The sequence below is a fragment of the Diaphorobacter sp. JS3051 genome (assembly GCF_015832135.1).
GTDB classification, from domain to species: domain Bacteria; phylum Pseudomonadota; class Gammaproteobacteria; order Burkholderiales; family Burkholderiaceae_C; genus Diaphorobacter; species Diaphorobacter nitroreducens.
The window spans coordinates 644,257-662,091 of the sequence record NZ_CP065406.1 but is presented as its reverse complement, the minus strand read 5'-3'; the positions used below and the strand labels follow the sequence as shown (position 1 = coordinate 662,091).

The window sequence follows — 17,835 nt, the reverse complement described above, 5'->3', positions numbered from 1 at the left end:
CGTCAAAGAATCAGCCGGCGCTCTGCGGCGCCTGCGCGGGCGCAAGGGGCGCAGTGGGCGCCGCCACCGCCGCGCGGTAGGCATGCCAACTGGCATGCCCCAGCACCGGCCCCACCACCAGCAAGCCCGCGCCCCAGGCGAACAGCGACAACGCCACCAGCGCCGTGATGAGCAGGCCCCACAGCAGCATCACGCCGGGGTTTTCCACCACCACCCGCATGCTCGCAATGCCGGCCGTGAGCGCATCGGTGTCGCGGTCCAGAATCATCGGAATGGACACCACCATGCTGGAGAACACCAGGGCCGCGAACACACTGCCTACCAACAGGTACACGGCGACGAACTGCCAGTTGGCCGGGTTGAACACCGCCTGCACCACCCCCGTGGTGGACGGCATGCCGGTGTTGAAGAACACGGCAAACACCACGAGCGACGCGCGGCCCCACAGCAGTTCCAGCACCACAAGTACGAGTACCAGCATGCCCATGCTGCCCAGGTGGCGGTCCCAACAGGTCAGCGATTCACCCAGATCGGGTGCCAATCCCTGTTCGCGCCGGCGGCTGGTGTCGTACAGCCCCATGGCCAGGAAGGGGCCCACCAGCAGGCAGCCGCTGGCAAACGACATGGTGTATTCCGGCCGCGCCTGGAACACCCAGCCCAGCAGGAGTGCCATGCCCCAGAACCACGTACCGTAGAACAGCGCCACGCCGGGCGCGGCCATCATGTCGCGCGCCCCCAGCACGAGCCAACGCAGCGGGTCCGGCCAGCGCAAGGGGTTGAGAGTCACCGGTGCGGACACCGGCGCGGAGGTGACTGGCGCGGAAGAATCAGACATGGCGGTCGGCATCGCTGCGGCAGTGGCGTTGCTGCCACCTTAACCACCTGACTGCCTGACCACCATCAAGGAAACTACCACCCTCGCCGCGCCAGCCGCCAACGCATCAGGCAGCTCCAAAGGCCTGGTGCATCGCCTGCGCCAGGTCGGCACGCAGGTCGTCCACGGCCTCCAGCCCCACGGAGAAGCGCACCACGGTGCCGGGCCGCAGATGCGCGGTGGCGCCCGTGCGCATACTGGGCAGGTCGTAGGGCACCACCAGGCTCATCGGTCCGCCCCAGCTGTAGCCCAGCTTGAACAGGCGCAGGCCGTCGCAAAAGGCATCCACCTGCGCCTGGCTGTGGCGTGCGTCAATGACCACGCTGAACAGGCCGGCGGCAGCGCCCTGCCCGCCATTGGCTGCGCCGCACAGCGCCTTCCACTGCGCATGGCCGGGCGATCCGGGCAGCGCCGGGTGCAGCACCTGGGCCACCGCGGGCTGCAAGCCCATCCACTGCGCCAGGTCGCGCGCGGCCGCATCGTGCGCGTGGTAGCGCAGCGCCATGCTGGGCAGCGCCCGCAAGACCGCTTCCACGTCGTTCGCCCCCACTCCGAGCCCGAGCCGCATATGCGTGAGCTTGATGCGCAGATGCAAGCCTTCGTCGCGGGTGGTGATGCTGCCCATCAGCACATCGCCCCCGCCGCTGGGGTACTTGGTGAGCGCATGCACGGATACGTCCACGCCCAGCGCGCCCTCGGCACCCGCGCCACGGCCCAGCAGGTCGAAGGGTGCGAAAGCCAGGCCCGCGCCCCAGGTGTTGTCCAGCACCGTGGCCACGGCGCGTGCGCGGCAGATGCGCACCTGCTCCACCAGGTCGGGGAACTCCAACGTGACGGAACCCGGCGCCTCCAGCCACACCAGCCGCGTGGCGTCGGTGATCTTGGATGCGAGGTCCGCCGGGTCCAAGGGGTCATAGATACGGTGGCGGATGCCGTAGTGGCGCAGCTCTACCTCGGCCAGTGCCTTGTTGGGACCATAGGCGTTGTCCGGGATCAGCACCTCGTCGCCCTGGCGCAGCAGCGCCAGCGATACGGTGGAAATGGCGGCCAATCCGCTGGGCACCAGCAGACACTGCAACCCGCCTTCCAGCGTGGCCAGGCGCTCTTCCAGCTGGTAGGTCGTGGGCGTGCCGTGCAGCCCGTAGGTGTAGCTGCTCTTGTCCTTCCACTCGCGCGCGCGCATCGCGGCGACGTTGGGGAAGATGACGGTGGACGCCTTGTGCACCGCTGGCTGCGGGGCATGGAAACCCTGCGGCGGTGTGTACTCGTGGTGAATGAGGCGGGTGGACAGGTCGGGTGTGGAGGGCTGCTTCATGCGCCGATGGTAGAGCCTGTCCCCCGCCCAGGCTCAGCCGCCGCTGGAGATGGTGAGGTTGTTGACCACCGAGGTCACGCCCGGTACGGCCTGCGCGATCTGGCTGGCGCGGTCACGGGCCTGCTCGCTTTTCACGGGGCCATTGAGCGTGACGACGCCCGCGCGGGTGTCCACGTCGATCTTGATGGCGCTGAGGTCCGGGTCTTGCGCCAGGCCCGCGTTCACCTTGGCGGTGATGCCGGCATCGTCCATTAGGGCGGCTGCGTCGGCCGTGGCGTTGCGTGAAGCCTGCCCGGCTTCCTGCGCCGCGGATTCCATTTTTTGCTTGGCATCCTGGGCCGCCTGTTCGGTCTTGTTGATGGCGGAATCCAGGCGTTGACCGGCCGTGGGTTCCTCGGCCTTGTTGCAAGCACTCAGCCCGGCGGCCAGGGCAGCGGCAGCGGCGAAAGTGGTCCAGCGCGACGCTCGAAAAAGAGGGGTTGTCATGGCATATCTCCTTCCAGTGGGTACGGGGTCCACTGTAGAAAGCACTGGCTGCCGAGCCGGTCGGACAGGGCCGAAACCGCAGTAGGACAACAGCGGCTCTCAGGCAACAGCGGCTCTCAGGCACGTGCCGACGCAAGCCTGGACAATCGGCCCATGTCCTCATCCTTGCTGCATCGCTGGTTTCCCTTTCTCTCCTGGCCCCGCCCGACATCCGCGCTGCTGCAGGGCGAGTTCTGGGCCGGCATGACCGTCGGGCTGATGCTGGTGCCGCAGGGCGTGGCGTACGCCGCGCTGGCCGGCATGCCGCTGGTGACGGGGATCTACGCATCGCTGGTGCCGGCACTGGTGGCCGTGCTGTGGAGCTCATCCACCCGCCTCGGCGTCGGGCCCACGGCGCTCACCAGCCTGCTCATCGGCGCGTCGATCACCGGGCTGGCCGAGCCCGGCAGCGCCCATTGGGTCACGCTGGCGGTGTGGATGGCCCTGCTGTCGGGCCTGCTGCAGCTGCTGCTGGGCGTGGTGCGTTTCGGCTGGCTGCTCAACCTGGTAACTTCACCGGTGCTGGGCGGCTTCACGCAGGCTGCGGCGTTGCTGATCCTGGCCTCGCAACTGCCCGACCTGTTGGGCCTTCGCACCAGCTGGAGCGCACTGGCGGTCAGCCCGTCGCTGCACCACTTCGATCTGCGCGCGCTGGCGTTCGGCCTGGGCAGCCTGGGCTGCCTGGTGCTGGCGCGGCGCTGGCGCTCCAGCTTCCCGGCCGCCATCGTGGTGATCGCGCTGGCGGCGCTCATCAGCTGGGCCATGGGCTATGCCGATGCCGACGGCGCCGTGATCGGCCACTTGCCCTCCGGCCTGCCGACGCTGTACTGGCCGGGATGGCTCTCGTGGGAAGAAATGGGCGCGCTGGTGATGCCGGTGATGGTCGTCACGCTGGTCAGCTTCCTGGAGACCGCCTCCAGCGCCAAGGTGGAGCACCACCAGGGCGGCACCCGCTGGAACGAGAACCAGGACCTGATCGCCCATGGCATGGCCAAGATCAGTTCGGGCCTGTGCGGCAGCTTTGCCACCAGCGCGTCGTTCTCGCGCTCCGCCATCAACCTGTATGCAGGCGCCAAGAGCGGCTGGGCGACGCTGTTCGCGCTGGTGCTGGTGCTGGCAACGCTGCTGTGGCTCACGCCGGCCCTGTACCACGTACCACAGCCGGTGCTGGCCGCCGTGGTGGTGACAGCGGTCACCAGCCTCATCAAGCCCGCCGGCATGTTCCGCCTGTGGCGCGTCTCGCGCGTGGAGACGGCCATCGGCCTCGTCACCTTCGGCCTCACGCTGGCCACGGCACCGCGCATGTACTGGGGCGTGCTGGTGGGCCTGCTGATGAACCTGAGCCACTTTCTCTACCAGCGGCTGCACCCGCGCATCATCGAGGTGGGCCTGCACCCCGACGGCAGCCTGCGCGACCGCCACCTGTGGCAGCTGCCCCCGCTGGCGCCAGAGCTGCTGGCCCTGCGCATGGATGCCGAGCTGGACTTCGCCTCCGCCAATGCGCTGGAGCGCCGCGTGACCGACGAGCTGGCCCAGCGCCCGTCCATCCGCCACCTGTGCCTGTTCGCGCTGCCCATCAACCGCATCGACGTGACGGGCGTGGAGGCCTTCATCCGCCTGCGCGCGCTGCTGCAAAGCCACGGCGGCACGCTGCATGTGACCGGCATCAAGCTACCGGTACAGCACACGCTGGACAATGCAGGCGCGCTGGCGCCGGGACCCAACTTCGCGCTGTACCGCACCGACGCCGAGGCCATCGCGGCACTGCAGAGGCTGGCTCCTCCCGACGCCGGGAAGCCTGCCTCGGCCCCGCAGTCCGACACAAGTGGCCCAGCTCAGCCGCTACCGAAGCTATAGCTGCTACACTGCCGATAGATATTTGTTTCTGGTTGTGACAAACACCGCGTCCCCCGCTTCCGTCTCTCTGCGCGACCTGCGTCTGGCCACGGCCCATGCCCTGGTGGCGCAGTCCTTGGGTTCCGAAGTGTCCCTGCAGGGCCAGACGCCGCTGCTGTACCTGCAGAACCTCATTGACGGCCTGTGCGAACTCTCGCTAAAGGACCCGCTCACCGGGCTGGCCAACCGCCGCCACGTGCGTGCGGTGCTGGAGCGCGAGATCGACCGGGTCGCGCGCTCGGGCGAAGCCGCGCTGCTGCTGATGCTGGACATCGACCATTTCAAGCAGGTCAACGACCGCCATGGCCACCTGGCCGGCGACATCGTGCTGCAGTCCGTCGCGCGTACGCTGGAGAGCTGCGTACGCCCCATGGACACCGTGGCCCGGTACGGCGGCGAGGAATTCGCCATCGTGCTGCCCGCCTGCCAGTTCGGCTTTGGCCGGGTGATCGCCGAACGCGTGCGCCTCGCGATCGAAGCCACGCCCGTGCGCATCTCGCCATCGCTCACGTTGAACGTCACCGTGAGCATCGGCGGCGCCTTCGCGCTGCAATGGATCCGCAGCACCACCGCCCTGTGGGCCGACCGGGCCGATGCCGAGCTGTACAAGGCCAAGCTCGGCGGCCGCAACTGCATCAGCATCGAAGAACAACCCGACAGCACGGTCACTGCGGAAGAAAAGAGTCTGCTGTTCGGCCCGCTATACACTCCGTCGGGATGTGGCGAGCTGCCCCCGCCTTTGGATCCATCCACAGGCAGCGCCTATTGAAAGCCCAGTAGTGATGAACGACGCGCTGTCCCCCAACCCGACGACTCCACCGGCCGGCGCCGCTGCGCCGGCTTCTGCTTCCGTGCCCTCCACCACACCTGCCAACGCACGCATCATCGCCATCACCAGCGGCAAGGGCGGCGTGGGCAAGACCTTCGTGTCCGCCAATCTGGCGGCCGCCCTCACCCGCCGCGGGCACCGCGTGCTGGTGCTGGACGCCGACCTGGGCCTGGCCAACCTGGACGTGGTGCTGAACCTGCCCCCCAAGGTCACGCTGCACGACGTCTTTACCGGCAAGGCCCAATTGGAAGACGCCGTGATCAAGGCGCCCGGCGGCTTTTCGGTCCTGCTGGCCGGCTCCGGCATGGTCGAGTACTCGCGCCTCACGCCCGAGGTGCGCAACGAATTCCTCAACGTCATCCACACGCTGGCACCCCGCTTTGACGTGGTGCTGCTGGACACCGGCGCGGGCATCTCCGACGTGGTGCTGTTTTCCGTCTCGCTGGCGCACGAGGTGCTCATCGTCGCGACGCCCGAGCCCACGTCGCTCACCGACGCCTACGCCGCCATCAAGGTGCTGGCCACCCAGCAAAAGCGCCAGCACGTGCGCATGGTGGTGAACCAGGCCGCACGTCCGGGGGACGGACGCGCCATCACCGGGCAGTTGCAGCAGGTGCTGGACCGCTTCGTGACCACCGACACCGGCCGCCCCATGCGGCTGATCCACGTGGGGGACATTCCCGCCGACACCTCGGTGCGCGACGCCGTGATGCGCCGCCAGTTGCTGATGCTGCAGATGCCCGGCTGCCCCGCCGCGCTGGCCGTGGCCCAGTTGGCGAACAAGGTGGAGTCCACGATGCTCACGCCATCCCCCGAAGGACCGGGCGCAAATCGCTCCTGAAAAAATAGCTGCTAGCGCTTACCCAACAAGCGCTACAGCCAATTTTTCTCTCAACAACTTACCCCAGGAACCTCCGCGGCGGCAGGGGAATGCGTTCGCTCTCGCCCGGGATGTGGCCCATGGCGTCGCGCTCCCAGTCATCGGCGGCCTGCACGATGCGCTCCTTGCGGCTGGAAACGAAGTTCCACCAGATATGGCGCGGGCCGTCCAGCGCGGCGCCGCCGATCACCACACACCGCGCCCCCGACTTACCCGCGCGCACGCTGGTGGAGCGGCCGGGCTCCAGTAGCGCCAGCGTCTGCGCGGGCAACGCCCCGGCGTCCAGCCACAGCCCCTCGCTCACGGTGTAGAGCGCCATCTCGTCGGCGAGCGCGGGCAGGTCCAGCGCAGAACCCGGCTCCAGCTGCACATCCAGCAGCAGCGTGGGCGCAAACGTGGCCACGGGCGACTGGCAGCCGAAGGCCGCGCCGATCAGCACCCGCACCGCTGCGCCGCCATGCTGGTAGGCCGGGATCTGGTCCGCAGGGGTATGGGCGAAATGCGGCGCCGCTTCCTCATGCGCCTGCGGCAGCGCCGCCCAGAGCTGGATGCCGTGGTTCACATAAGTGCTGTGCGCCAGCGCGGGCGGGCGCCGCTCGGAATGCACGATGCCGCGCCCCGCCGTCATCCAGTTGATGGCGCCGGGCTCGATCTGCTGCAGCGAACCCACACTGTCGCGGTGCAGGATCGCGCCCTCGATCAGGTAGGTGACCGTGGCCAGCCCGATGTGCGGGTGGGGCCGCACGTCGTAGGCGGATGCAGGCGCCACCGTCGCGGGGCCGAAGTGGTCGAAGAACACGAAGGGCCCCACCGACCGGCGCTGCAGCGCCGGCAGCAGGCGGCGCACGGTGAAGCCGCCGCCCAGGTCCTTGAAGTGCCCGCTCAGGCGCAGAGGGCCCTGCGCAGGAATGGCGTCGGCGCTCATGCGCGCTCCACCACGGTGGTGATCTCGGTGGTCACCTGGGTCATGAGCTTGTGCACGGGGCATTTGCCGATCGCGGCCTGCAGCTCGGCGATCTGCGCATCGCTCACGTCGCCCTGCACTTGCAGCCGTGTGGCCAGGCGATAGGTACCGCTGCGCTCCTGCGAGGCATCACGCTCCACCACGGTGCGCACGTCCTGCACGTCCCAGCCCTTGCGCCGCGCGTACCACAGCAGCGTGAGCGCCTTGCAGCCGCCCAGCGCGGCGTCGTACAGGTCGTGCGGGTTGGGGCCGGTGTCGTCGCCGCCTTCGGCGGCCGTGCCGTCCACCGCCCATTCGTGGCTGCGGATGGTGAGGCGCTGGGCCATGGGGGTGCCCTTGATGCGCTGCAACTGGATGGTCATGGACGGCTCTCCTTCAGGGTTGTCCGTGCCACTGTAATGCGAGAGGCGTGACAAGCGTGACAAGCGGCACCGCGGCGTGCGCCCGCCCGGTGTCTAGGGCCTGTTCACACTATTTTTGCCAGATGCGTTGCGATCAAAAAGGGCCAGGCGCAAGGCGCCAAACGAAGCTGGGGTGCTACCCCAGCGAGGCTTGGCAACGCCGCGAATGGCCCTTTTTGATCGCAACCCGGAGGGAACGGAGTGAAAACCGCGCCATTCGTCGTTGCCCTCCTAGCCAAGGCCCCGGCCTTGGCGTCGTCACGCGCCTAGATTGGCGCGGTTTTCACGCCATTCGCACTGGCAAAAATAGTGTGAACAGGCCCTAGGGGCGCAGCTGCAACTGGTGCACGTAGCGGCGCGGCTGGCGCTGCAGGGGGCGGTAGCCGCCGCCGGCCCAGGCCTGGGCCATGTCGGCGTAGCGCGGCGAGAACACCAGCCCGCTCTGACCCGTCTGGTAAATGAACAGCGAACGCTCCGGGTCCTGCAGGTCGTACAGCGCGCGCAGCGAGGCCGCGTGCCGGCTGGCGAAGGGCTCCACGGGCTGCGCAGCGTTGTACTGGCCCACGTTGACGCTGTACGCATCGCCCCCCGAGGGCACGCCCACGTTGAACCAGCGCGACAGCACGGGCACGCTGCCCAGCGGCTTGTGCACGGAAAGCGCCGGATGCGCCGCGCCCCACGCCCAGCGCTCGGGCTGGTTGCCATAGCGCGCGGCCAGGCGCTGCACGGTGCGCTCCAGCGCCGCGCCGGCATGGGCGGCGCAGCCGTGGGGCGCGCACCACCAGGTGTCGCCGCGCTCCAGCATGCCTTCCAGGCCCGCACGGAAGTCCCGCCGGCCGTAGGTGGCGGCAAAGCGCTCCTCACCCACGCGGGGCACGACCAGTGCGCGCGTGAGCTCGTCGGCCCACACCGACAGGATGAGCGGCGCCGCGCGGTCGGCGCGCATGTCGCCGTCAAAGCCGCGCAGCAGCGCCTGGGCCTGCCGCGCCAGCGGCTGCGAAACCGGAGCCGCCAGCAAATGGGGCAACAGGCGCAGCGCGGCGGAGGACACCGTGTCGCCCTGCAGCGCGCGCAGGGACGGCAGGTCGTGCAGGCGCCGTGCCTCCAGCTGCTGCTCTATGCGCTGGTAGCGGTAGGGCAAGGCCCAGTCCTGCGTCAGGAAGTGCGGATAGCCCGGCGCCGTGATGCGCTGGTTGGCCGTGGCGACCCAGCCGCGCGCGCCGCCGTCGTCCTGCGGCGCCTGCGCCAGGGGCAGCCAGCCCTGCCAGTCGTAGCGCGCCTCCCAGCCCGGCGCGGGGGCCACGCCGCGCAGGTCGTTGTCGGCCGCACGCAGGGGCACGCGCCCAAAGGCCTGGAAGCGGATCGCGCCATGCACGTCCGCCGCCACCACGCTCTGCATGGGCGAGTGGTAGTGCGCCATGCCTGCGAAGAGCTCCTCCACCGAGCGCGCCTGGTTGCTCAGCAGGCCCGCCAGCACGGTGTAATTGTCGGCATCCAGTGCGCTCCAGCGCAGCGCGATCACATGCCGGCGCAGGTCCAGCACGCTGCCGTGCAGCGCGGGCTGCGCATCGCTGATCACCGGCCCATGGCGCGTGCTGCGCACGGTGTGGCGCACATCAGGGCGGCCCTTCACGCGGATCACGTGCTCACGCTGCTCGAAGCCCTGCCAACCCTCGGGCGTGCGGTAGCGCGTGGGGTCGTCGGGGTGGATGGCCTCGATGTACAGGTCCTGCACATCGGGCGCGGTGTTGGTGAAGCCCCAGGCCACCTCGGCCGTGCGGCCCAGCACCACGAAGGGCAGGCCCGGCAAGGTGGCGCCGATCACGTCAATGGCCGCGACGGGCGTGCCGTCGGACGCCCTGCCCTGCGGCGCCTTCAGGTGCGCGAAGTACCACAGCGCCGGCGCGCCCAGGCCCAGGTGCGGGTCGTTGGCCAGCAGCGGCCGGCCGCTGGCCGTGCGCGTGCCGTCCAGCACCCAGTTGTTGCTGCCGCGCCCGCCGGGCGTGCCCAGGCCCGCCACAAAGTCTTGCGACCAGGCCTGCAGCGTCTGCGCCGCGCCTTCGCCTGCGGGCTCGGCATCGGCCTGAGGGGCCGGTGCAGCCGCCTGCGGCGTGCGGTACACGCCCAGCGACCGGTACAGCGCCTGCAGGTCCACCGCCGTCGCGGGCGCCTCGCCAGGATAGGGCGGCATGAGCTGCCACTGCCGCTCGGTGGGCAGCGTGGCCGCCAGCGACAGGCGCGCGAACTCGTTGCCCCAGTTGCCGCCCAGGTCCAGCGCCATCATCAGCGCCCAGGCCACACTGTCCTCGGGCGCCCAGGCCACACCCTGCGCACCGCCAGGCCGCGCACCCAGCAGCAAAAACTCCGGCGGCAGCGCCTGGGTCCGCGCCGCGTGGAAGGACTGGATGCCCCGGCTGTAGGCCTGCAGCGCCTCGCGCGCGAACGCGGGCAGCGCGGCGTACTGGCGGCGCGCCGCACCCATGATGTCCAGCATGCGCATGAGCTTGTCGGTATCCAGCGTGGCGGGGCCGAGGATCTCGGACAGCTCGCCGTGCATCAGCCGGCGGTTGAACTCCAGTTGCCAGGTGCGCTCCTGCGCATGCACGTAGCCCATGGCAAACCACGCGTCCCAGGGGGTCTGCGCCTCGATGTGCGTCACGTCGGCTTCGTCGCGGCGCACCGCCACGGCGTGCTGCAGCCCGGCGGAGCGCAGCGCCCCGTCCAGTTGCGGGAAGCTGCGCAGCGCATACACCGCGGCCACGCTGCCGGCCAGCAGCAGCGCTGCCACCAGCGCCACCACGGCGCCCGCGCCGATGCGTTGCGATCTGCCCATGCCGCCTCCCCGCCGTCGCGGCGTTTCAAGCCAAAACCTGCCATCGCGCCCACCCTTCAAGCGCTGGCAGCTCTTAAATCAATAGCATCTCAGTGGGCATGGCCCCAGTAGATGAGCGCGTCGCGCCCTTCGACCGACAGCGACACCTCCGCGCCCACGGGCAGCAGCACCTTGGTGGGCACATGGCCGAACGGCAGGTTGGTGAGCACGGGCGCCTTGATCTGCGTGCGCAGCCAGTCCAACACGCTCTGCAGCTTGAAGCCCTTGTCGTGCGGCGTGAGCTTGTATTCATTGAACTGGCCCAGCACCACGGCCTTTTGCTGGGCCAGCACGCCGGCGTGCAGCAGCTGGGTGAGCAGGCGTTCGACGCGGTAAGGGTGCTCGCCCACGTCCTCCAGGAACAGCACGCCGCCCTTGACCTGCGGGAAATACGGCGTGCCCACCAGCGAGCACAGCACGGCCAGGTTGCCGCCCCACAGGGTGGCCTTCTTCACGTAGATGTCGCGCACGGCGGGCTGGCCGTCGGCGCGGGGTTTCTCGGCGTTCATGCGCCAGCCGCTGCCCTCGCCGTGGCCGGTGAGCAGATCGTCCAGGCAGGCCAGCATGATGTCGTCGGGCTCGCCCGGCACGCCCAGGTCTCCCACCAGCGCCGGGCCGGCCCAGGTGGTGGCGCCGGTCTTGGCCAGCAGCGCGGACTGGAAGGCCGTGAAGTCGCTCACGCCCACGAACTGGGTTCCGCGCTCCACCGCCTTGGCCACGGCCTTGTACTGGATGCCCGGCAGGATGCGCGTGAGACCGTAGCCGCCGCGGCTGATCAACGCCACGTCGGCGCCGCTGGCGGCCGCGCGGTGGATGGCGGCCAGGCGCGTGGCGTCGTCGCCGGCAAACCGCGTGTGGGACGCGAGCGCGTCCGGGTCCACCTCCACCTCGTGGCCCATGGCCTGCAGGCGGGCAATGCCGCGCTTGAACGCGGCCTTGTCGCGCACCGCGCCGGAAGGGGAGTAGATGTAGATGTGCCGGGGGCCGTGAGGGTGATCGCAGTGATCGTGGCCGCAGTCGTGGGGGTGGTTAGGCATAGCGGGTGAAGTATTCCATAGCGCGCAGCGCCGAGGCGGCGCTGGCGTCCGGCACGGTGAGGAGCGGCGCGGCATCGGCATCGGCAAAACGGGCAAAGGCGCGCGGCCCGGCGCGATGGCCGGCATCGGGGAACGGCGCGGCATCGCAGGGCGCCCCCCCCCGCACATGCAGCACGCGCACCAGGGGCGCCGACGCCGCATCGGGCAGCAGCGGCGCACCGGGCTGCGCCACCTGCACCACGCCGCGCAGGGCCAGGCGCTGCACCAGCTCGGCCAGCACCTGTCGATGCCAGTCGAGGCGGTGGGCGGCTTCTTTCTTGGGTTTGTCGCTGCGGCCGAAGCCGATCAGGTCCGGCGCTACCACGCGGTGGCCGGCCTGCGCGAAGGCCGCCAGCATGGGCTGCCAGCCATGGCTCCAGCCAGGGCTGGCATGCAGCAGCAGCCAGGTGCGGGCGGCGTCGCGCGGGCCTTCGTCCAGGTAGTGCAGGCGCAGGCCGGCCAACGCGGGCAGATCGCTCACGTAATGCGGCGCGGGGCCGCCCAGATGGGCGAAGGCGGCGTCGGGCGTGCGCAGCGCGTCCTGGCGCAGCGGGTGGGCGGCCAGTTGCTGCGCCCGCTGGAAGCGGCGGCGGTCGCGGAAGAAGTCGCTCAGCAGTGCACCGCATTCATCGGCCAGCACGCCGCCTTGCACTGCGGTCTGGTGGTTGAGACGCGGCTCGGCGAACAGGTTGACCACCGAGCCCGCCGCGCCGGTCTTGGCGTCCGCCGCGCCGTAGACCACGCGCGGCAGGCGCGCGTGCAGCATGGCGCCGCTGCACATGGCGCACGGCTCCAGCGTGACGTAGAGCGTGCAGCCGTCGAGCCGGTAGTTGGAGAGCTGCGCCGCGCCGGCGCGCAGCGCGGCCATCTCGGCATGCGCCGTGGGGTCGTGCCCGGCGATGGGGGCATTGCGCCCGGTGGCGATCACCTGCCCATCGCGCACCAGCACGGCGCCCACGGGCACCTCGCCCGCCTGCTGCGCGGCGTGCGCCTGGGCGATGGCCTCGCGCATCCAGTGGGCGTCGTCGGATTCGCTCATCTTTCAATAGCTGCTTGCGCTTGACGGATAAGCGCTAGAGTCCATTTTGGCCATCAATCTTCGGGCAGGGTGCGTGGCTGCTGCACCAGTGCGTCCATCTGCTGCTTCACCTGCTGCTGCACCTGCTGGCTTTGCGCGCGCACCGTGGAGGCGGCGCCCTCCGCCGGCGCCGGCAGCCCCTGCACAGCGGGCGGCACGGCGACGCGCGTGGCGCCCATCTGCTTCTTGACCAGCACGGCCACGAGGGCCAGGGCCAGCAGCAGCCCGATCAGTCCGAATCCTGTACGCACCGCCTGCCCTCCGCGCCGTGGTGGGCGCTTAGCCGAACACGTTGATGAAGACCTGGATGGCCACGGCATTGACCAGGTCGATGAAGAACGCGCCCACCATGGGCACGATCAGGAAAGCCTTGTGCGACGCGCCGTACTGGTTGGTAATGGCCTGCATGTTGGCCACCGCCGTGGGCGTGGCGCCCATGCCGAAGCCGCAATGCCCCGCACAGAGAACGGCCGCATCGTAGTTGCTTCCCATCAGGCGGAAGGTGACGAAGCCCGCGTAGGCCGCCATGACCAGCGTCTGCACGCCCAGGATGATGACCAGCGGACCCGCCAGCCCGGCCAGCTCCCACAGCTTGAGCGACAGCAGCGCGATCGCCAGGTAGACAGACAGCCCGGTGTTGCCGAACACGTCGATGGCGCGGTCGAACACCTCGAAGTTGAAGACGTAGTCCAGCACGTTGCGGATCAGCACGCCCCCGCCCAGCGCCCACACGAAGGTGGGCAGTTGCAGCGCCGTGCCCTTCGTCAACTGGCTCATGAACTCGGCAAAGGCCAGGCAGCCGGCAAACAGGGCCATGGTCTCGATGGCCGCGTCCGCGGTGATCAGGCGCGTCTTGTGCGGGAACTCGAAGTTGGGCGTGCCCGCCTCCAGCGCGCCGGCATCGCCCGTGCCCTGCGGGTGCTTCAGCCCGTGGCGCTGGATCAGCCATTTGGCCAGCGGCCCGCCGATCAGCCCGCCGATGACCAGGCCGAAGGTGGCACAGGCAATGCCCAAGGTGATGGCGCCAGGGATGCCATGGTCGTTTTCCAGCACCGAGCCCCAGGCCCCGGCCGTGCCGTGCCCGCCCACCAGAGTGATGGAGCCCGCGATCAGGCCGATCAGCGGGTCCAGCCCCAGCGCGGTGGCCAGCGCCACGCCCACGCTGTTCTGCACGCCGATGAACACCACCACGACCAGCAGGAAGACGATCAGCCCCATGCCGCCCTCGCGCAGCTTGAGGAAGTTGGCGCTCAGCCCAATGGAGGAGAAGAACACCAGCATGAAGGCGGTCTGCAGGCCGGTGTCGAACGACGCACGCACGTCGAACGCGGCGTTCAGCCCCCAGGAGATGAGCGCCGCCACCAGGCCGCCCGCCACGGGTTCCGGAATGTTGAATTCGCGCAGCCAGCGGATGCGCTGCACGAGGAACTTGCCCACCAGCAGCACGATGGCCGCGAAGATCAGGGTGTAGTAGGTGCTGAACTGTATATCCATGTGATCTCAAAGGAAGAACCACGCCGGCGGACGCAACCCAGCCGTGCCGCTGGCGGTGGAAGCGGCAGGCGCACAAACCACACGCGCGCTAAGCGCCCTGTCCATGAACCATCCGGGAAAACCCGCAATTTTGCCAGACACGTACCTGCCGCCGGGTACCCCCGCCCCGGCACGGCCGGGCGCAGACCGGGATAATTCACGCCCTATGTCCCTCCTGCCCCACCAGCTCGAACTGCTCTCCCCCGCGCGCGACGCCGACATCGGCATCGAGGCCGTGAACCACGGCGCCGACGCCGTCTACATCGGCGGCCCCGCCTTTGGCGCGCGGGCCACGGCGGGCAACGACATCCGCGACCTGGAGCGGCTCATCCAGCATGCGCACCGTTTCAACAGCCGCATCTTCATCACGCTGAACACCATTCTGCGCGACGACGAGCTGGAGGGTGCCCGCCAGATGGCCTGGCAGGTGTACGAGGCCGGCGCTGACGCGCTCATCATCCAGGACATGGGCCTGCTGGAGCTGGACCTGCCGCCGATTCAGCTGCACGCCAGCACGCAGACCGATATCCGCACGCCCGAGAAGGCGCGCTTTCTGCAGGACGCAGGCCTGTCGCAGATCGTGATTGCGCGCGAGCTGGATCTGCAGCAGATCCAGGCCATTCGCGAAGCCACCGACCCCAGCCGCACCACCATTGAATTCTTCGTGCACGGCGCGCTGTGCGTGGCCTATTCGGGGCAGTGCTTCATCAGCCATGCCCACACCGGGCGCAGCGCCAACCGGGGCGACTGCAACCAGGCCTGCCGCCTGCCCTACGAGGTGCTGGACGGCGCCGGCCGCATCATCGCGCACGAGAAGCACGTGCTGTCGATGAAGGACAACAACCAGAGCGACAACCTGCGCGCGCTGATCGACGCCGGCGTGCGCAGCTTCAAGATCGAGGGCCGCTACAAGGACATGGGTTACGTGAAGAACATCACCGCCCACTACCGCAAGCTGCTGGACGAAATCATCGAGGAGCGCGAGTTCACGGGCGAGCCGCTGGCGCGCTCGTCCAGCGGCCGCACCACCTTCACGTTCGAGCCCGATCCCGACCAGAACTTCAACCGCGAGTTCACCGACTACTTCGTCAACGGCCGCAAGGAGGACATCGGCGCCTTCGACACCCCGAAGACGCCGGGCCGCGCCATCGCCTGGGTGACGCAGATCGGCGACAACTGGTTCGAGCTGGAGGTGAGCGACAAAGCCACCGCACTGCACAACGGCGACGGCCTGTGCTACTACGACCTGCAAAAGGAACTGGTGGGCGTGCACATCAACCGCGCCGAATGCGTGGCGCCCAAGAAGGGCATCTGGCGCGTGTTCCCCAAGAACGAGATCACCGAGTTCAAGGACCTGCGCAAGGGCCTGGAGATCAACCGCAACCGCGACATGGACTGGGTGCGCACGCTGGAGAAGAAATCCAGCGACCGTCGCATCGGCCTGTGGGCCCATCTGGCCGAGACCGCCGACGGCTTTGCGCTCACGCTCACCGACGAAGACGGCTTCGTGGGCAGTGCGTCGGTCATCCAGCCCCACCAGCCAGCCACCGATGCGGTCAAGGCCGAGGCCACGCTGCGCGATCAGCTCGGGCGCTTTGGCGCCACCCGCTTCGCCGTGCACGCCATGGCGCTGCAGCTCTCGCAGCCGTGGTTCGTGCCCGCATCGGCACTGAACCAGTTGCGCCGTGACGCCGTGGTCGCGCTGGAGGACGCGCGCACCGCCGGCTTCGTGCGCCTGCCGCGCGCCGTGCCGGTGCAGCCACCCGTGCCCTTCCCCGAAGACACGCTGACCTACCTGGCCAATGTGTTCAACCACAAGGCGCACGACTTCTACGTGAAGCATGGCGTGAAGGTGATCGACGCCGCGTACGAATCGAAAGAGGAAGAAGGTGAAGTCAGCCTGATGATCACCAAGCACTACGTGCGCTTCTCCATGAGCCTGTGCCCCAAGCAGGCCAAGGGTGTGATCGGCGTGAAGGGCACCATCAAGGCCGAGCCGCTGCAGCTCATCAACGGCAAGGAAAAGCTCACCCTGCGCTTTGACTGCAAGCCCTGCGAGATGCACGTGGTGGGCAAGATGAAGAAGTCGGTGATGAACCAGCACCTCAAGGACATGCAGGCCCAGCCCCTGCAGTTCTACCGCACGCGACCGGCGCCCACCTCCGCCTGATCCTGGCCTGCTGCCCAAAACATGGGCATCGCGTGCCAGGCCATGACTGGCGCGGCTTCGCGCAGTTGCCCACGGGGTTTTCCACAGCACAGCCCACAGGCTGCGGGGATAACGTGGCGCGCCGCCCGCCCGACGCCGCGCGGGCGCATATCGACATTGCCAATGCATCGTTGGCCTGTGGAGGGTGGACCGCCATAATCGCGCGGCTATCTCCGCCCCAGGGCGCCCAGGGCTCGCACTAGCAGGCCGTTGAAAAATCCCCCGCCGACGCCCGCGTTGGCCGCTACGATCTGAAGCCATCGGTGAACGACCCAGACGAGGACGATGAGAGGCAGTCAAGATTTCCAGGGGGCGATGTTCAGCTACATCAGCCTTGAAGAGCGCGTGCCGCAGGCACACCCGCTGCGCAAGTTGCGCGCGGTGGTTGATGCGCTGCTGGCAACCATGAACCGCGAGTTCGAAGCGGTGTACGCCCGCCGTGGCCGCCCATCGGTGCCACCGGAGATGCTGCTCAAGGCCTTGCTGCTGCAGATCCTGTTCTCCATCCGCAGCGAGCGCCAGTTGGTCGAAGCGATCAACTACAACCTGCTGTACCGCTGGTTCGTGGGCCTGAACATCGAAGACAAGGTCTGGGACCACTCCACTTTCAGCGCCAACCGCGAACGTCTGTTCAACGAAGACCTCGCCCGCGCCTTCTTCGAGCGCGTCAAGCTCAGTGCCCAGTGGGGCAAGCTCGCCAGCGACGAGCACTTCAGCGTGGACGGCACGCTCATTGACGCCTGGGCCTCGCACAAGAGCTTCAAGCGCAAAGACGACGACAGCGGCACGCCGCCTGGGCGCAACCCCGAGGTGGACTTCAAGGGGCAGGAGCGCTGCAACGACACCCACGAGAGCACCACGGACGCCGATGCCCGGCTGTTCAAGAAGAGCCAGGGCGACAAATCCCGCCTGTGCCACATGGGGCACATCCTCATGGAGAACCGCAACGGGCTGATCGTGGATGTCGAGATCACCCACGCCAGCGGCACGGCCGAGCGCGAGGCGGCGCTGGCCATGTTGGAGCGTCGGGGCAACAGGAACAAACGGGCCACGGTCGGTGCCGACAAGGGCTACGACAGCAAGGCCTTCATCAAAGGCTGCAGAAAGCTCAAAGTCACGCCCCACGTGGCGGCCAAGGACAAACACTCGGCGGTGGATGCGCGAGTGACACGGCACGAGGGCTACAAGACCAGCCTGAAGGTGCGCAAGCGCATCGAAGAGGCCTTTGGCTGGATCAAGACCGTCGGTGGTCTGGCAAAGACCAAGCTGATCGGTCAGGCCAAGCTCACGGGCCAGGCGCTGCTGTGCTTTGCCACCTACAACCTTGTGCGAATGGGCAGCATCGGCGGCTGGTGGGACGCGCATCATGCGTGAGCCCAGGGA

The 17,835-nt window shown here is 68.7% G+C and carries 15 protein-coding genes; 5 read left to right on the top strand and 10 right to left on the bottom strand.

Annotation, left to right across the window (positions count from 1 at the left end):
- Nucleotides 1–10: 10 nt before the first annotated feature.
- The 3 genes from I3K84_RS03145 to I3K84_RS03135 all read right to left on the bottom strand — a co-directional run bounded on the left by I3K84_RS03145 (nucleotide 11) and on the right by I3K84_RS03135 (nucleotide 2,675).
- Complete coding sequence (locus I3K84_RS03145) at nucleotides 11–847, bottom strand: DUF2189 domain-containing protein (protein WP_196995494.1); 837 nt, start codon at nucleotides 845–847, stop codon at nucleotides 11–13.
- Between the two features lie 94 nt (nucleotides 848–941).
- Nucleotides 942–2,189, bottom strand: coding sequence for a PLP-dependent transferase (locus I3K84_RS03140; protein WP_196995493.1), 1,248 nt, complete (start codon nucleotides 2,187–2,189; stop codon nucleotides 942–944).
- Nucleotides 2,190–2,222: 33 nt separating this feature from the next.
- Nucleotides 2,223–2,675, bottom strand: coding sequence for a BON domain-containing protein (locus I3K84_RS03135; protein ID WP_135147869.1), 453 nt, complete (start codon nucleotides 2,673–2,675; stop codon nucleotides 2,223–2,225).
- Nucleotides 2,676–2,828: 153 nt separating this feature from the next.
- Here I3K84_RS03135 and I3K84_RS03130 point away from each other — a divergent pair, with 153 nt between their 5' ends.
- Genes I3K84_RS03130 through I3K84_RS03120 form a run of 3 tightly spaced genes read left to right on the top strand, consistent with a single transcriptional unit; the run spans nucleotide 2,829 to nucleotide 6,280 of the window.
- Nucleotides 2,829–4,571 carry a SulP family inorganic anion transporter gene (locus I3K84_RS03130; protein WP_196995492.1) on the top strand — a complete coding sequence of 581 codons (1,743 nt, stop codon included), beginning with the start codon at nucleotides 2,829–2,831 and terminating at the stop codon, nucleotides 4,569–4,571.
- Nucleotides 4,572–4,605: 34 nt separating this feature from the next.
- Nucleotides 4,606–5,379: a GGDEF domain-containing protein gene (locus I3K84_RS03125; protein ID WP_172206754.1), complete on the top strand. Its 774-nt coding sequence runs from the start codon at nucleotides 4,606–4,608 to the stop codon at nucleotides 5,377–5,379.
- Nucleotides 5,380–5,392: 13 nt separating this feature from the next.
- Nucleotides 5,393–6,280: a MinD/ParA family protein gene (locus tag I3K84_RS03120; protein ID WP_047350309.1), complete on the top strand. Its 888-nt coding sequence runs from the start codon at nucleotides 5,393–5,395 to the stop codon at nucleotides 6,278–6,280.
- A 58-nt stretch (nucleotides 6,281–6,338) separates the two neighbouring features.
- Here I3K84_RS03120 and I3K84_RS03115 read toward each other — a convergent pair whose 3' ends face one another.
- From I3K84_RS03115 to gltS, 7 genes are all read right to left on the bottom strand, one after another.
- On the bottom strand, nucleotides 6,339–7,244 hold the full coding sequence (locus tag I3K84_RS03115) for a pirin family protein (protein WP_196995491.1): 906 nt from the start codon (nucleotides 7,242–7,244) through the stop codon (nucleotides 6,339–6,341).
- A complete protein-coding gene (locus I3K84_RS03110; RefSeq protein ID WP_196995490.1) occupies nucleotides 7,241–7,645 on the bottom strand; it encodes an OsmC family protein in 405 nt (134 codons plus the stop codon). Before I3K84_RS03110 ends, I3K84_RS03115 begins: the two co-directional genes overlap by 4 nt.
- 361 nt (nucleotides 7,646–8,006) lie before the next feature.
- Entirely contained in the window at nucleotides 8,007–10,517 is a 2,511-nt protein-coding gene (locus I3K84_RS03105; protein ID WP_196995489.1) for a penicillin acylase family protein, read from the bottom strand.
- An 89-nt stretch (nucleotides 10,518–10,606) separates the two neighbouring features.
- Nucleotides 10,607–11,593, bottom strand: a complete 987-nt coding sequence (locus tag I3K84_RS03100) for an LD-carboxypeptidase (RefSeq protein WP_196995488.1) — start codon at nucleotides 11,591–11,593, stop codon at nucleotides 10,607–10,609.
- Nucleotides 11,586–12,671, bottom strand: a complete 1,086-nt coding sequence (gene tadA / locus I3K84_RS03095) for a tRNA adenosine(34) deaminase TadA (RefSeq protein WP_196995487.1) — start codon at nucleotides 12,669–12,671, stop codon at nucleotides 11,586–11,588. The genes I3K84_RS03100 and tadA overlap by 8 nt, the downstream gene beginning before the upstream one ends.
- A 53-nt stretch (nucleotides 12,672–12,724) precedes the next feature.
- Nucleotides 12,725–12,961: a hypothetical protein gene (locus tag I3K84_RS03090; protein ID WP_011805490.1), complete on the bottom strand. Its 237-nt coding sequence runs from the start codon at nucleotides 12,959–12,961 to the stop codon at nucleotides 12,725–12,727.
- Between the two features lie 28 nt (nucleotides 12,962–12,989).
- Nucleotides 12,990–14,204 (bottom strand): sodium/glutamate symporter, encoded by a 1,215-nt coding sequence (gene gltS / locus I3K84_RS03085; RefSeq protein ID WP_011805491.1) that lies wholly within the window; start codon nucleotides 14,202–14,204, stop codon nucleotides 12,990–12,992.
- Between the two features lie 205 nt (nucleotides 14,205–14,409).
- On the opposite strand from gltS, the gene I3K84_RS03080 reads away from it, so the two are divergent.
- On the top strand, nucleotides 14,410–16,413 hold the full coding sequence (locus tag I3K84_RS03080; RefSeq protein WP_196995486.1) for a U32 family peptidase: 2,004 nt from the start codon (nucleotides 14,410–14,412) through the stop codon (nucleotides 16,411–16,413).
- Between the two features lie 324 nt (nucleotides 16,414–16,737).
- The gene (locus tag I3K84_RS03075) at nucleotides 16,738–17,826 is read left to right on the top strand and encodes an IS5-like element ISDisp1 family transposase (protein WP_011803559.1); all 1,089 of its coding nucleotides are present in this window, start codon (nucleotides 16,738–16,740) and stop codon (nucleotides 17,824–17,826) included.
- Nucleotides 17,827–17,835: the final 9 nt, after the last annotated feature.